12 protein-coding genes are annotated in these 15960 nt (G+C 49.5%); 8 read left to right on the top strand and 4 right to left on the bottom strand.

From position 1 onward, the window contains the following. Positions 1-666: an ABC transporter ATP-binding protein gene (locus BN102_RS05445; RefSeq protein WP_019208092.1), complete on the top strand. Its 666-nt coding sequence runs from the start codon at positions 1-3 to the stop codon at positions 664-666. Positions 667-669: 3 nt separating this feature from the next. Here BN102_RS05445 and BN102_RS05440 read toward each other — a convergent pair whose 3' ends face one another. After that, complete coding sequence (locus tag BN102_RS05440) at positions 670-912, bottom strand: putative signal transducing protein (RefSeq protein ID WP_019208091.1); 243 nt, start codon at positions 910-912, stop codon at positions 670-672. Positions 913-1202: 290 nt separating this feature from the next. Here BN102_RS05440 and BN102_RS05435 point away from each other — a divergent pair, with 290 nt between their 5' ends. Both BN102_RS05435 and BN102_RS05430 read left to right on the top strand, forming a co-directional pair. Beyond that, a complete protein-coding gene (locus BN102_RS05435) occupies positions 1203-2042 on the top strand; it encodes a CvfB family protein (protein WP_036787474.1) in 840 nt (279 codons plus the stop codon). Between the two features lie 22 nt (positions 2043-2064). Beyond that, positions 2065-3846 (top strand): DUF6057 family protein, encoded by a 1782-nt coding sequence (locus tag BN102_RS05430; protein ID WP_019208089.1) that lies wholly within the window; start codon positions 2065-2067, stop codon positions 3844-3846. Positions 3847-4251: 405 nt separating this feature from the next. Here the strand turns inward: BN102_RS05430 and BN102_RS05425 are convergent, their stop codons facing one another. Then, positions 4252-5862: a RagB/SusD family nutrient uptake outer membrane protein gene (locus BN102_RS05425; RefSeq protein ID WP_083867204.1), complete on the bottom strand. Its 1611-nt coding sequence runs from the start codon at positions 5860-5862 to the stop codon at positions 4252-4254. An 18-nt stretch (positions 5863-5880) separates the two neighbouring features. Continuing rightward, complete coding sequence (locus BN102_RS05420) at positions 5881-9030, bottom strand: SusC/RagA family TonB-linked outer membrane protein (RefSeq protein ID WP_083867203.1); 3150 nt, start codon at positions 9028-9030, stop codon at positions 5881-5883. Between the two features lie 327 nt (positions 9031-9357). On the opposite strand from BN102_RS05420, the gene BN102_RS05415 reads away from it, so the two are divergent. The 3 genes from BN102_RS05415 to fmt are packed head-to-tail and all read left to right on the top strand — an operon-like array spanning position 9358 to position 12833. Then, the gene (locus BN102_RS05415; protein ID WP_019208086.1) at positions 9358-10059 is read left to right on the top strand and encodes an L-threonylcarbamoyladenylate synthase; all 702 of its coding nucleotides are present in this window, start codon (positions 9358-9360) and stop codon (positions 10057-10059) included. Between the two features lie 7 nt (positions 10060-10066). Continuing rightward, positions 10067-11863 carry a chloride channel protein gene (locus BN102_RS05410; protein WP_019208085.1) on the top strand — a complete coding sequence of 599 codons (1797 nt, stop codon included), beginning with the start codon at positions 10067-10069 and terminating at the stop codon, positions 11861-11863. Positions 11864-11867: 4 nt separating this feature from the next. Further along, a complete protein-coding gene (fmt, locus tag BN102_RS05405; RefSeq protein WP_019208084.1) occupies positions 11868-12833 on the top strand; it encodes a methionyl-tRNA formyltransferase in 966 nt (321 codons plus the stop codon). Between the two features lie 290 nt (positions 12834-13123). Here fmt and BN102_RS05400 read toward each other — a convergent pair whose 3' ends face one another. Continuing rightward, the gene (locus BN102_RS05400; protein WP_019208083.1) at positions 13124-13855 is read right to left on the bottom strand and encodes a NigD1/NigD2 family lipoprotein; all 732 of its coding nucleotides are present in this window, start codon (positions 13853-13855) and stop codon (positions 13124-13126) included. A 142-nt stretch (positions 13856-13997) separates the two neighbouring features. Here BN102_RS05400 and BN102_RS05395 point away from each other — a divergent pair, with 142 nt between their 5' ends. After that, positions 13998-14546: an RNA polymerase sigma factor gene (locus BN102_RS05395; RefSeq protein ID WP_021311429.1), complete on the top strand. Its 549-nt coding sequence runs from the start codon at positions 13998-14000 to the stop codon at positions 14544-14546. Then, positions 14543-15919, top strand: coding sequence for an outer membrane beta-barrel protein (locus tag BN102_RS10540; protein WP_019208081.1), 1377 nt, complete (start codon positions 14543-14545; stop codon positions 15917-15919). Before BN102_RS05395 ends, BN102_RS10540 begins: the two co-directional genes overlap by 4 nt. The last annotated feature ends 41 nt before the right edge of the window (positions 15920-15960 follow it).

The raw sequence follows: 15960 nt of genomic DNA, 5'->3' as shown, positions 1-15960 counted from the left end.
ATGATTGCATTGAAAGACATACGGAAAAGTTTCGGGACGCTGCAAGTGCTGAAAGATGTCGATCTGAACATTGAAGCCGGTCAGATCGTCAGCATCGTCGGACCGAGCGGAGCAGGCAAGACTACACTGCTTCAGATAATGGGGACCTTGGACAGGGCCGATAGCGGGTCGGTCTTCGTCGACGGTATGGATGTCGGGCGTTTGAAAGAGAAAGAACTTTCGGCTTTCCGGAATAGACGGATAGGTTTTGTTTTCCAATTTCATCAGCTCTTGCCCGAATTCACGGCCTTGGAGAATATGATGCTCCCCGCGCTGATTGCGGGCCGGTCGGTTTCGGATGCCCGAAAGAGGGCGGCGGAAATTGTGGAGATGCTCGGACTGAGAGAACGTTCGTCGCATAAACCCTCGGAGCTGTCGGGCGGCGAGAAACAGCGGGTTGCCGTAGGGCGAGCCCTGATAAATAATCCGGCCGTGATCCTTGCTGATGAACCTTCGGGAAGTTTGGATACGGCGAACAAGCAAGAGCTGCATCAGCTGTTCTTCGAGTTGAGAGATCGATTGAATCAGACCTTCGTTATCGTCACCCACGATGAAGGCTTAGCCCGCTTGACCGACCGCACGATCCATTTGATAGACGGACGCATCTCGGGAGAAACTGTAGGCTAAGCATCAGAAGTAGTTGATCGATTCGTCGCCGATCATCTTCTCCGGGAACAAGTCTCGGAGAATTGTTTTTGCTTGTTCCAAATCTTTTTCATCTACTAAAATAGGGATCTCGAATCCAGGGATAGGCATTAACTGCGTCATATTCTCATTTTGCAGAATAGAAAGAATGCCTTGTTCTTCCAATACGGCTTGAATGCGATGAGCTTCAATACCGTTTTTGCAATAAGTAAGAGTTACTGTTTTCATAGTCGTAATGATTAGTTTGGTGATGTACCAAATATCGTATTTAATTTTTGATTATCCAAATTTTTAATCGATTATTTGCGGGATAAGTCCGACCTCCACCTCCTCCGACATTATACCCTGTTACATTGTTGCTGAAAGAACCGTTCGGGCAGTAACGAGCGTGGAGCATCGATCGGAAACGTTTTTCTGAGACGAAGCCGATGCGAGGGGGAGGGGAAACCAAATTTTTGAAAGGATGGAGAAAGGAAAAAACGAAAATAGTTTCTTATCTTTACGAAAAATTAATCGATATGGAAATTGATTTGGGAAAATATAATCTGTTGGAAGTCGTCAAAGAAGTTGATTTCGGAGTGTATTTGGACGGCGGGGATGACGGAGAAATCCTCTTGCCCTCGCGTTACGTGCCGTCGAACTGCAAGGTCGGTGAGCGGCTGAATGTCTTTATCTATTTGGATCAGGACGAGCGTTTGATAGCCACTACGCAAAAGCCGTTGGCGGAGGTCGGACAGTTTGCTTACCTGAAAGTGGCGTGGGTGAATCAGTTCGGGGCTTTCCTCGACTGGGGGCTGATGAAGGATTTGTTCGTTCCTTTTCGGGAACAGAAACAGCCGATGCAGAAGGGGTGCAAATACCTCGTGCACGTTCATGTGGACGAGGAAAGCTATCGTATTATGGCGTCTGCCAAAGTGGAGCACTTCCTCTCGAAAGAGATGCCGGAGTACGAAGCCGGCGAGTCGGTGGATATCCTGGTCGGACAGAAGACCGACTTGGGGTACAAGGCGATTATCGAGAACCGGTTCGGCGGATTGCTGTATCGAGCCGAGATTTTTCGACCGATAGAGACGGGCATGAGGATGAAAGCTTTTATCAAGCAGGTACGAGAGGACGGGAAGATCGATTTGGCCTTGCAGCCGGACGGGTATAGGAAAGTCGACGATTTCGCCCAGATATTGCGACGGTACCTTAGCGCACACGGCGGATATACCGAATTGAATGATAAAAGCGACGTCCGCGATATTTACGAGACCTTCGGCGTAAGCAAGAAAACTTTTAAAAAGGCTGTCGGAGAACTTTACAGAAAGCGGCTCGTCGTCCTGGAGGAACAGGGAATCCGTTTGGCGAGGGAATGATCCTTCGCATTAATCTCCACCTATGCGAACAATAGAAAAATACCTGCCGCTGTCGATAGGGCTTCTCGCCGTGTTCTTGCTGTGGTTTTATTTGGAGAAGGCCCAGGAATTCCTATTTTATTACCGGGAACAAGTGCAGATCTTTCGCTTCGATTCGTCGTTTATCTATGATCGGTTTTTTGTCGTCGGCGGCTTTTCGCTGTGCTTGTCGCAATTCTTCGTGCAATTCTTCTGCGTGCCGCTGATAGGCTCGTTGATAACCGCCGTATGCAGTGTTGCATCCGCAGCTTTTCTGTGGCTCGCTTTCCGGAAAATAAACCGCCACGTATGCCTGTTCGCCCTGTGTTTCTTGCCCGTCCTGTTTCAGATAAATGCGTTGTATGATTTTTATTATAGCTATCAGGGGCTTGTGTCCTTTTGCTTGGCTTCGCTGTTCATCTATGTTTACGCCGTTTTTGTGCCGACGTTAAAGGGAATTTATCGACTGCTGTGGGGGAGTATGCTTTCGGTTGTCTTGTTCGTGCTGGCAGGTGCGGCGGCTTTGTTGTCGGCCGTGGCCATCTTCTTTTTCGAATTGTCGACCGATTATAAAAGAGCCCATTACCAGCTTCTTCCTGTCGTTTTAGTCCTTTTATCAGGATTTTATATAGTCGCGCGAGGGGATGCGGCGAGTCTTCGTCTTGCTCTGCTGAACGACGCCTACTATGAGCCTATCTTAAGACCGACGAAGTTTTTTCTCACTTCGTGGATATTGGTCGTTTTAGTCATGCTCGTTTTCTTTGCGCTGAAAAGGCTCCCCGTTTTTAAACCCTCGGTTTCCGTCGGCTGTGCCCTTGTCCTGTTTGCGGGAATCTGCTGGTATTGCCTTTACTCGGGCGAAAGAAACAGTTCGAAGGCGTACGGTTTGTTCGAGTTGCAACACTATGTGGTTACGGAGGATTGGGATCGCATCCTGCAAAGCAAGGTTGTTCGGGCCGATAATTACTTGTTGTTGAATTATGCCAATTTGGCCCTTTCGCATAGAGGCAGGTTGATTTCGAATTTATTCGACTATCCGCAAAGAGGGCCTATGTCGTTGTTGGTGCAGGGGAATTCCAACGATCAAATTCCCGAACTTACCACCATTCTCGCCGACTTGTACTACCGGGTGGGCAGTATAGGAGCTGCGCAGAGCAAAGCTTTCGATTCGAACGTGGGGATCAGGTACGGCAATCCCTCGATGGTGAAGTTGCTCGTAAAAACGAACCTCATCTTCGGAGCTTATGCCGTAGCGGAAAAATACATAAGTTTGTTGGAGAAGACGTGGCGATACGCCGATTGGGCAAGGGCGCAGCGACGGTTTTTATATGACGACGAAGCGGTGGCGAGCGATCAGGAGCTGGGAACGAAGCGAAAAGGCTTGACGAGGCAGGATCATTTCGCGTTTTTGTATGGGCCTTATGCGGATATGTTGAACACCTTGGAGGCGAATCCCGCGGATACGGTCGCTCGCGATTATGCCCTGGCGTTTCTGATGCTGGCCAAGGATCGGAAAAACGTGAACAGATTTGTCGAGAGATATGCCGGTACGGAAATTTTGAAAACGGTCCCTCCGTTATTTCAACAGGCTGTGATGATTATGAACGAGAACGATCCGGCTTATTGCAGGCGATACGGGGTGAGCGAGAATGTCGTCGAATCTTATGGCGATTTCAGACGAAAGTATCTTTCGGCGATCGAAAACAGACGAAGCGCAGCGGCCGATTTGTTGGGCGAATACGGGAAGTCGTACTGGTATTATTTTCTCTTTAAAAACATACCATAGTGCGGGCCTCGATCGGTTTCGACGAGCTCGCCCATTACTGCCGATCCGCTCAGCAGGAGCTAAAATCCGTTTTAGGTGCTGCCGATCCGCTCAGCGGGAGCTAAAATCCATTTTAGGTGCTGCCGATCCGCTCAGCGGGAGCTAAAATCCGTTTTAGGTGCTGCCGATCCGCTCAGCGGGAGCTAAAATCCATTTTAGGTGCTGCCGATCCGCTCAGCGGGAGCTAAAATCCGTTTTAGGCGCTGTCGATCCGCTCAGCGGGAGCTAAAATCCATTTTAGGTGCTGCCGATCCGCTCAGCGGGAGCTAAAATCCGTTTTAGGCGCTGCCGATAATGCAACTTACCCAAGCGGAGGAAATTTCCTCCGCTTGGGTAAGATTTAAACGCTTCGAAGAGGAACGCAGATCAATATCCCGGATTATTCGGAGCTAAATTCGGATTGATTTCGATGTAATTATTGTAAATGGGCAATAAAATATTGTTTTTCGTGAAGTTGTAATTGCTGTAGGTCGTCGTGCGGCCTGTGATCTTCACTTTATGATCTCCGTTTTCGCGTTGTTCTGAGAGGACTTCTCCCTCCATGTGTTCGATTTTAAATTTCGACAGGATATCGGTAATCGTTCCCCAGCGAACCATGTCGGCCCGACGCAATCCTTCGCCGTTCAACTCTACCCGACGTTCTCGGCGAACCAGTTCGCGCAATTTGCTTTGGTCGTTGACGATAGAAGCTTCCACCTCTGGCATTCCGGCTCGGCGCCGAATCGTATTGATGCATGCTACGGCTTCGGACAGGTTGCGGTTCTCTTCGATGTCGCACTCTGCGATGGTAAGCAAGACTTCGGCATAACGCATTACTTTGAAATGGAGCGTAGTGCTCGATATGTCTGAAGGATCGATGTTCGCCGCCTGGAAATACTTGCCCAGTTGTAGGCCGGTTTTGGAAGCGTTGTCGGCTTTCGACCAGTAATCGTCCGTGCCGGCAACCATGCTGTTATAATACGTGGCATAGCCGGAATAAGGTTGACCCGAATATACGACGGAAGCCCGCAAACGGGGGTCGCGATGAGCGAAAGGATCGGTCGGATCGTACAGCGGCGATTCGCCGATCGTTTTCCCGTCGGTGCACTCGAAGGCGTCGACCAGGTCGCACGTCGGTACTACGGACGACCAGCCGCCTATACCGTTGGCCAAGAACGGAGGGTCGTAAAGATCCATGTTCGATTTGGCGATGTAGGAATGCGTCAGGATGGTTTCCGAGTCGTATTGGTTGGCAGTGAGGAAACACTCCGCATAGCTGGTGGAAGGCATGCTCACCTGCCCGCTTTTGCGAATGGCGTCGGCATACGTGTAGGCGTTGGCATAATCGCTGCGGTACAGGTAATAACGCATCAGCAAACCCTGTACGAACTGTTTGTTGAAACGTCCCTGCATCGAATTGTTCTTATCGGGCAAGTACTGGATGCAGTCTTTCAGTTCGGAAACGAAGAACGAGCGGACGGAAGCCACCGGATCTCTTGAGACCATCGATTCTTGCGGCGAAGGCAGCACTTTCGTAATCAGCGGATAATCGCCGTAAAGCTCGCTCTTCCAGAAGAAGAGGAAGGCGCGGATGGCGCGGATCTCGGCTTTGTACTGATTTTGTTTCTCCGTCGAAGTCCATTGTATTTTAGCTTCGTTCTCCAGGTATTCGTTACATGCGCGGATATCCAAAAAACGGAAGAAACTGGTACCGGTACTCGTAGAGGTATTGTTGCCGTCTTGCAGCGTCTTATATCCTTCCCAAGAGAAATTATTGAAGTAATTATCGGAGGTGCAATCCCAGTAAATCATATTGTAGCCGCCCAAAATCGATTCCAGATAATGATAGCAGCCGGTCAAAGCCAGTTCGGCATCGCTTTCCGATGTCCAGAAGGTCGATGGAGATAAAGCATCTTTCGGAGCCCTGTCCAAGAAGTCGGAGCAACTCGAGAACAAAAGCGCCGACGACATGATAAAACTAACGATTATTTTTTTCATATGGATAGTATTTTGAAGTTAGAAAGTAATATTGACGCCGATCGAATGAACGATAGTCTGCGGATAACCGTTGCCGCGTCCCGAAGGCGTTTCGGGATCGTAACCGTCGATCATATCCGAAATCGTGAATAAGTTCTGGCCGCTGTAATAGATTCTGGCGCGTTCTATGCCGGCGGCTTTCACCATGTTTAGAGGCAGGGCATAGCCGATCTGCAAATCTTTCATTCGCACGTAAGAGGCGTTCATGATCCACGGCTTGGCATCGCGGCGGTTGTTATAGCCGTCTTCTACCAAACGGGGATACTTGGCGCCCGTGTTCTCCGGGGTCCAGGAATCTTTCCATAGTTTGTGAAGTTTCGAAGTCGAAGCGCTCAGGCTGCCCAGACCCTCGCCGATGGTTCGGTACACATCGGCCGCCCCCTGGAAGAAAGCGATCAGATCGAAACGCCTGTACGAAACGTTCAGGTGGAAACCGAAGGTCCAGCTCGGATCTAACGAGCCTAAGACGGTACGGTCTTTGGCGTTGATCTTGCCGTCGTGATTCAAATCGACGTATTTCACATCGCCCAACCGACGCGTGTGCTTGTCTTCCTCGTCTACCGGCCAGGTATTCAATTCTTCCTGTGTCTGGAAATAGCCGGCGGTTTTGTAACCGTAGAACGAGTTCATGCGGTGCCCGATCCAGTTGCGGGTCGTAATCTGATCGTATCCGGGGTTCCGCCATTCGATCGGCGTGCCGTCGTTGTTCGTACCCAAGTCGAGGATCTTATTCTTGTTATATGCCACGTTGGCGCCTACTTCCACGTCCACTTCGTGGAATTTGTTGCGATAGCTCAAAGCCAACTCGATGCCGCTGTTGCGAACCTTGCCGATATTGTCGTAATAGCTGCTCAACGCATAGGTGATAGGCGTATTCACAGACATCAGGATGCCGTTGGTCGTCTTGTGGTAGTAATCGAAAACGATATCGAATTTACCGATGTTGGCATCCAAACCGATTCCCCAAGTGGTAGTCGCCTCCCATTTCAAGTTTGGATTGACGGCGTAATAAGTCAAGGCGCCATTGTAGTAATTGCCGCCAAACGTATATCCGTAACCTAACGACATGGTTGAGATCGTAGGATAGTAGGAACCCAAATCCTGACTGCCTAACGAACCCAAATCCTGATTACCCAGCTTCCCCCAGGATGCCCGAATCTTCATGTTGGAGACCACGCCTTTCAAACCTTTCCAGAACGGCTCTTCCGAGATGCGCCATCCGGCGGATACGGACGGGAAGAAACCCCACCGGTTCTCTTTTTGGAAACGGGATGAACCGTCGTAACGGGCGTTGATTTCGAATAAATACTTGCCGGCATAATCGTATGAGATGCGGCCGAACCAGGAGAGCATGGACAGCTCTCGCGTATAACCTTCGGCCTTCGCCGTAGCGGAAGAACCGGCGTTGATATCCGTGACGATATCGTTGGCCATCCCCTCGCGGTATGCGTAGGTGTAACGGTATTTGTAAATCTCGGAGTGGAAACCCGCCAACGCATCCAGGTTATGCATACCGAACGACTTCTTGTATTCCGGAGTCGCGTCGAAGGTGATGCGGTCGTAGTTGGAATAACGCTGCGCAGCGAACGTGGTTCCCTGAACGCCCGAACGATATTTCGCCTGAATAGCGTGGTCGGTACGGCTGTAGTTATGCTCGTTGTAAGCGAACGTGCCCTTTACCGACAATTCCGGCAAGATGTAATACTTGGCCGAACCCATTGCCAGCAGATTGGTCGTCCGGCGCATGGCGTTGGCGTCCGAATCGATCCAGGCGATAGGGTTGCCGTCGGAGACGGAACCGTACGAGCCGTCGGCATATCGGTTGACGACCATCGGCGAGATACGGGCTATCAAACGGAAAATCTGGTATACCGAGTTGGTCGAAGCGAATGAGTCTCTATCGCTACCGGTAGTTTGGTAGGCCGGAAGCGGTTCCATGACATCCTGGCGCATGTACGACAAGCTCCACGACGTCTCCAGATTCTTGGTCGGATGAATGTCTACGTTCAAACGGCCGCTGTACTGATTTTTGTTGTAATCTCTCACGATACCGTCCTGATACAGATAGCCGACCGATGCCAAATAGCGAGCTTTTTCATCGCCGCCCGATACGGTCACGTTGTGAGAAGTCTGGAGAGAAGTCCGATAGAGCAAGCCCAACCAATCGGTATTGGGATAATTTTCAGGATCCGATCCGTTACGGTATTTCTCGATCTGCTCGGCTGTATAGATCGGGTCGTAAATACCTTCGTATTTCCGTACCTCATTCCATTTTTCTGCAATTTCGGCGGAGGAGAAATATTTCGGAGTATCGGTCGCCCTTGTCGAACCTACCAACCCTGCGTAGTTAACGGTAATCTTACCTGCTTTACCACGTTTGGTGGTCACGAGGATAACGCCGTTGGCGGCCTTGGATCCATAGATGGCCGACGAGGCGGCATCCTTCAATACGGAGATGCTTTCTACATCGTTCGGGTTGACGTCGTTCAACGAACCTTCCACCCCGTCGATGATGACCATGGGAGTGGCATTGTTCATGGTTCCGACACCGCGGATATTGATCTTGCCGACGTCTTGTCCCGGTTGCCCGGAGGTTTGAGTAACCTGAACGCCCGGAAGCAAACCGGCCAAACCGGAAGACAGGTTGGTCAGCGGACGGTTGTCTAAAAGCTTGTTGTTTACGTTAGCCACGGCGCCGGTCAAATTGGCTTTTTTCTGCGTACCGTAACCCACCACCACCACTTCTTCTAAATTTTGCATATCCTCTTTCAGGACAATCCGCAGGACAGAGCCCGTTACTCTGACATTTTGAGTCAGATAACCCACATAAGAGATTTCCAGCGTTTTACCGTTGGAAACTTCAAGAACGAAATTCCCGTCCGTGTCGGTAACCGTTCCCGTCGTACTCCCTTTTACCAACACCGATACGCCGATCAGCGGATCGCCTGATTCGTCTACTACTGTACCGCGCACTAAACCGTTCTGTTGTATTACTGCAACACCTTGTCCGTTACTAAATCCGGCCATTGCAAATTGCGGAGGAAGAGATAACAATCCTATCCCGGCAACTATTGACAGCTTTATTCCTCGTCCGATACGGAAAGGAAAAGGTAATCGTTTTTTTGTCATAAGAAAGTTTTTAAATGAATACTGAGTTTATATTACTTTAAAATTATTATCGATAATATGGTATTAAAAATGGTTACTTTTTTATTAAACTTTAAGGTTATAATAAAATATCATAGCAATTAAAGCGTAATTAATAAAAAGATTTGGGCAAAAGTATAGCTTTTTTTCGATTTATTAGCGGAAGAAGAAAAATAAATGAGTATGTTTTTTGTTTATGAACGAAAAGCCAGCGCCTAAACGGGCTGTTATTTAAATCAAATTCCGATAAACGACAAACATGAAAGAATAATTGATTAACTTTGTAACTTTAAAACGATGACAAAGGATATGATCGAGATCGTAGACTACGTTTCGAAGAAAATGATAACTTATTTTGATATGAGCTTAAAGAAGTGTAAAAAAGATATAACAGATACCGCAGAAAGACGACCGGAACCGAATAAACGCCCGTTCGTCAGCAAAACTATTCAGGCGGAAGTAAAGAAAGCGTGCGAAGTGATGGAGGAGGGAGGTATTATTCTTTACCCCACGGATACGGTTTGGGGCATCGGCTGCGATGCCACGAATGCGGAGGCGGTCAAGAAAATCTACGAATTGAAGCAACGGTCGGATGGTAAAGCCATGCTCATATTAGTCGACAGCGAAGTGAAAGTAAATTTCTATGTGAAAGACGTTCCCGCTGTCGCATGGGACTTGATAGACTACGCCACCCAACCCTTGACCCTTATTTACGACGGAGCGCGTAACTTGGCGGAAAACCTGATTGCCGAAGACGGAAGCGTAGGGATCCGGATTACTAAGGAATTATTTTCGAACGAATTGTGTTATCGTTTTCGGAAAGCGATCGTTTCTACGTCTGCAAATATCAGCGGCGAACCTGCTCCGGCTATCTTTGAAGAGATCAGTGAAGAGGTGAAGAATGCGGTGGACTATATCGTGAATTATCGGCAGAAAGAGAAAGGACGACCGAAACCGTCCGGAATCGTGAAAGTAGGGCAAGGAGGATTGGTAAGAATCATTAGACAGTAAGTAACCGATGGAACCTATTCCGGAAAGACAAAGCCTATTACAGCGCTTTATCCTTTGGCGTGAGAAACATATCAGTGAGAAGCAATTTATATTGTTCCTCAGCATATTAGTCGGGATTCTCACCGCGTTGACAGCCCGCTTCCTGAAAATGTTGATCGAGTGGATAGAACAGCTCTTGACACGGAACTTCGATATCACGGGCGGTAACTTGCTGTACTTGGTCTATCCTGTGATCGGCATCTTCCTGACGAGTTTGTTCATCCGTTATGTGGTAAAGGATGACATCAGTCACGGAGTGACGAAGATTCTGTATGCCATCTCCCGTCGTAAGAGCCGTATCAAACGGCATAACACCTGGTCGTCGCTGATCGCCAGCGCGATAACCATCGGCTTCGGCGGATCCGTCGGCGCCGAGTCGCCGATCGTGTTGACAGGTTCGGCGATAGGTTCCAATTTGGGAAGTTTGTTCAAGTTAGACCGCAAGACGCTGATGATCCTGGTGGGATGCGGTGCGGCGGGAGCCATCGCAGGGATTTACAAAGCGCCTATTGCCGGACTCTTGTTTGTCTTGGAAGTGTTGATGATCGATTTGACGATGAGCTCTCTGTTGCCGTTATTGGTAACGAGCGTAACCGCCGCTATCGTCTCTTATTTATCGATGGGTTCGCAGGCTCTTTTCGAGTTTCATCTGAACGAACCGTTTATATTGAGTCGAATTCCTTCGGTGATCGTCTTGGGGATCGTCTGCGGGCTTATCTCCGTCTATTTCACGAAAATGATGGATCGGTGCGAGAATGTGTTTCGCCGTTATTCCAATCCGTATGCCAAATTCGTTATTGGCAGCGTTACCTTAAGCCTGTTGATTTTCTTTTTTCCCTCGTTATACGGGGAAGGATATGAGACGATAGGCTTGTTGATGAAAGGCAAGTCGGAGGCGGATTGGGATATGGTGATGAATAATTCGCTCTTCTATGGAATCGATCATATACTGCTTATTTATTTAGCTTTGGTCGTGCTTTTGAAAGTTTTTGCTTCCAGTGCGACGAACGGGGCGGGAGGCTGCGGCGGTTTATTCGCTCCGAGCTTATTCTTGGGCGCTATCGCCGGTTTCATCTTCGCGCATTTCTGTAACCAATTCAATATCGGTCCGTTTACGCCGGAACAGAATTATACGTTGTACGGCATGGCGGGGATCATGACCGGCGTGATGCATGCGCCGCTGACCAGCACCTTCCTGATTGCGGAGCTGACCGGGGGTTATGATTTGTTTCTGCCGCTGATGATCGTGTCGGCAACGGCCTATCTGACCAATCGGGCGTTCCAGCCTCAAAGCATCTATGCCATACGCTTGGCCAAAAAGGGTGAACTGCTTACTCATCATAAGGATAAGGCCGTCCTCACCTTAATGAATATAGACAGCGTGGTGGAGACTGATTTCCTGAAAGTTTCGCCCGACATGGATCTCGGGCAGATGGTGCAGGTCATATCGCGGGCGAAGCGGGATCTGTTCCCTGTGGTAGATGCGAATGATAAGTTGTTGGGCATCGTCGTCATGGACGATATCCGGAACATTATGTTCCGACAAGAACTGTATCGCCGCTTCAAGGTAGAGCGATTCATGATTTCGCCGCCCGCGCGGGTCATCGTCAGCGATTCCATGAAGACGGTGATGAAGAAGTTCGATGATACGAAGGCATGGAACTTGCCAGTAGTCAAAGAAGACGGCACCTACGAAGGGTTTGTCTCTAAGTCGGAAGTCTTCGACGCCTATCGGCAAGTGTTGGTCGATTTTTCTGAAGATTGAAAAGATGGAAAAGAAAGCGCTGCGAATCGTTTACATGGGAACTCCCGATTTTGCCGTCGAGGGCTTGCGCCGTTTGGTAGAAGGCGGATATCACATCGTCGGGGTGGTTACGATGCCCGACAAGCCGGTCGGGCGACACGGCAGCATACTTCAGGCGAGCCCCGTCAAACGATATGCGCTCGCCCGAGGACTGAAGGTATTGCAACCCGAAAAGCTGAAAAGCGAAACTTTCATCGCGGTGCTTCGAGCGTTGGAAGCCGACTTGCAGATCGTCGTCGCCTTCCGGATGTTGCCCGAAATCGTCTGGAAGATGCCCCGCTTGGGCACTTTCAACCTGCACGCTTCCCTGTTGCCGCAGTATCGCGGGGCGGCCCCCATCAACTGGGCGATTATCAACGGCGAAAAAGAAACAGGCCTTACTACCTTCTTTTTGAAGCACGAGATCGATACGGGCGAAATCATCCGGCAAGTGCGCGTTCCCATTGCCGACACGGATAATGCGGGAATCGTTCACGACCGATTGATGGTCTTGGGCGGCGAACTGGTCGTGGAAACCGTCGACGCAATCCTCGCCGATACGGCCGTACCCATTCCCCAAATGCAGCCGGGCGTGGCGGAACTGAAACCGGCGCCGAAGCTTTTCAAAGAGACCTGTCGCATCGACTGGAGCGGAGGAGTGAAGCACGTTTACGATTTTATCCGGGGGCTGTCGCCTCATCCTGCCGCCTGGACGGAATGCTGTGCCGGCGATAAACGGCAGGAGTTGAAAATCTTCGAAGTGGAGAAACGCTTTGGCCCCGTCGACGCAGGAGTCGGAACCGTTGAAACCGATAACAAAACCTCCTTGAAAGTCGCTTTGAAAGACGGGTACCTGCACATTCTCTCTCTCCAATTATCAGGAAAGCGCCGGATGGAAATCGGCGATTTCCTTCGGGGATTCCGCCCGGGAGGGCCTCTCCGGATGGAGTAACGGGTGGAAGCGTGCATCTTGCTTGCCGCCTTCTTCCCGAGCCTGCCGAATATCTTTAAATTCCCTGGGCAGACTGTTTAAATTCTCTGCGCAGACAATTTTAATTCCCTGCGCACACAATTTAAATTCTCTGCGCAGACAATTTTTATCCGCTTAGGAGATAATTTCAGTTTTCCCAGATTACGAACCGTCTACATAGCAAGAGCGAAGGGCCTGTCTCAGGAACTTCGCTCTCAAAGTCTTGCATCATTAGTTGATTAGGCATCCATAGCGGTTTATCGAAGACTTTGTCAAGGTGTTTGGGAGGTATTCGGTTTGATATCGATCTTCCTCACCGCCTTTCCCGACGAGGTAGGGTAGGTAAGGAGAAATCCCTTTGTTTTGCTGCCGTACAGGGGCCTCGCGCTGCTGAGAGCGAACGAAGCCCACCTTTGACTCTCTTTGCCGCTCTCGTCTCCGTTGACGTGATGAAAGAGTTCGACGGGCAGGTAACCTTCGGGAGTGAGCACGGCGTCGGGTTTCATCGCCGCGTGAATGTCGTGCGCGACGGCTTTGCCTCCCATGAATCCGGTGTAGATGCTGTAATTGATATTCAGATGATTGGCGCTGACATAGGCGTTGACGATGCCGATCGGATCGTTTCCCAAGTGCCCGCTTTCGGCCGTGACGAGAAATTGCTTGGTAAGCACTTTCTGAATCTCGTAAATATGGATATATTTGCCGTTATGATGTTTGCCGGTGGCATCTATTCGGTAAAGGTAAAGGACGCGTTGCCCTATCGAATCGATCTTCTGTTGAATCAGCATTCGGCTGTTGGCGATATGCGAGGTGCCGTACGTATCCCCCTCGACGGTTATTTCCTTATTCCCGCCGATTGCCGTGATGGTGCCCAATTCGATGAAAGAAGAGCCGTCTGAGGAGTTTCCGCGTCCGTACGTATCGTTCTCGTATTTGCTGCACGAGTGAAACGACAGTCCGCCTATCAAGCAGAGAATGATTCCTATGTGATTGAGGTGCTTCATGATTCTTTTTTTTTAAAAAATTCCCGATCTTTCGAAATACTGCGCGACGGAAAGTTAAAACAGCTTAAAGAAAAAAAGTTTCTTAAGGTGTGCAGTATTTTTGCAAGGCTTACGTTATAATTAAGTGAACGTGTCATTAGTAATGAACGAAATAGAATTGGCAGAACGTTGCGGCAGAGGCGAGAGTCTGGCGCGTAAACAGTTGTACGACCTTTATGCCGGACAGTTGATGGCGATATGCCTCCGTTATGTCGGCGAACGGGAATCGGCGGAAGATGTTTTGCACGATGGGTTTCTGAAAATATTTCGCACGATTCACCATTTCACGTTTCGCGGGAAGGGATCTTTGTTTGCTTGGTTATCGAAAGTGATAGCGAATGAGGCCTTGAGCCATATCCGGAACGAAGCTCGCCTCCAGCAAGAGGAGATGCCCACGAGAGAGTTGCCAGATCTTCCCGACGAAGAGGAGGACCCCGACCAGATACCGAGAGATGTGCTGATGAGCTTTATCCGAGAACTTCCCAACGGCTACCGAACTGTATTCAATCTGTACGTATTCGAGGAGAAAAGCCATAAGGAAATCGCTTCGCTCTTGGGAATCACGGAACATTCGTCGTCTTCCCAATTTTACAGAGCAAGAATATTGTTAATGAAAAGAATAAAAAATTACAAGGGTACAATAAGAACATGAAACAGGATCAATGGACAGAACAATTGCGGAAACGGATGAAAGGTTACTCCGAACCTGTTCCCGAAGAGCTTTGGGATCGGTTGGAAAGAGAGCTGAATACTTCGGATGAGCCCGAATTTGTTCCGTGGTGGAAGCGATGGCAAGCGATTGCTGCCACCGTGGCGGTACTGCTGGTATCGTCGTTGGCTGTCTGGTTCTTCCGTTCTTACGAAGAAAACAGTCGAAAGACAGTTATGATGGAAGAAGCACGTACGGTGACGTCAGAACGAGTCCGTCCGGAGAAAGAATCCTCGCAGCCGCAAGAGGAAGTGACAGCCGCGAGGGAAAAGGCAATCGACCGGTTGGCTGCCGCCTTCCCCGACGATGAAGCCGTGAGGAGGGATGCGATGCGCCGGGACGAAAGTCGGGCGAGAGGAGAATCCTGGTCGGCCTCGGCAACGGATAAGGATTATCCCGTTGCGGCAGGAGGATCGACGGATACGATCGCAACGAATAATCGAGAAGAGGAAACCGCAAGGCGTCCGGCAGTAAAATCGGCCGAGGGTAACCGTACTTATTCGTTCAATCGTTCGAAAAAGACAACCGCTTATTCGAGTCATCCTCGCAGAAGCAGAGGGGGAAGCCATTGGGCGATCGGGATCAGCGCCGCTAACAGGTCGAGTTCTTATTCCTCCGTATCGGACGGATATATGCGTTTCTCCTCGGGGCAAAAGATCCCTGGCGGTCGGCAAGTGGATCCTGTCCATATCGGTTCGATAACCGGGACGGAGGGGGAATTGCCTCCCATAGGTCCCGCCTATTCCGCTACGAGTATGATTTATGCGAATAATCTGGGAACCGAAAAAGTATATTCGAATGTGAAACACAAGATGCCGGTAAGCGTGGGCGTATCTGTTCGTGTAGAATTGAATAGGCTTTGGGCGATCGAATCCGGCATTTTCTATACCATGCTTTCTTCAGAATTGCAATCCGGCAAGGAAACCGTTTACTATGAACAGGAACAACGTTTGCATTACATAGGAATACCTTTGAAGTTTAGCCGAACGATATGGAAGAACCGACATTTCGATGTCTATGCTTCGGTAGGCGGAGCGGTTGAAAAGTGCGCCTCTGGAGAGCTGAAAACCACCTACGTGATGGGGCAGGAGCAACATATAAAAAAGAAGAGCGACGATATTCGTATAAGCGAATTGCAGTGGTCGGTGGATGCAGCTGTGGGAGCGCAGTATAAGCTGACTAAAGAATTGGGCATTTTCGCCGAGCCGGGAATCGCTTACTATTTCGATGACGGGAGCAATGTTCAGACCATTCGGAAAGAACATCCGACGAACTTTCGTCTGCAGTTCGGCCTCCGATTGAATTTGGGAAAATAAAGACGGTATTTGTTCGTTTTTTAGGAAAATAGGGCTATTTT

The organism is Phocaeicola abscessus CCUG 55929 (genome assembly GCF_000312445.1).
GTDB lineage: Bacteria > Bacteroidota > Bacteroidia > Bacteroidales > Bacteroidaceae > Phocaeicola > Phocaeicola abscessus.
This window is presented reverse-complemented; position numbering and strand designations above follow the sequence as displayed.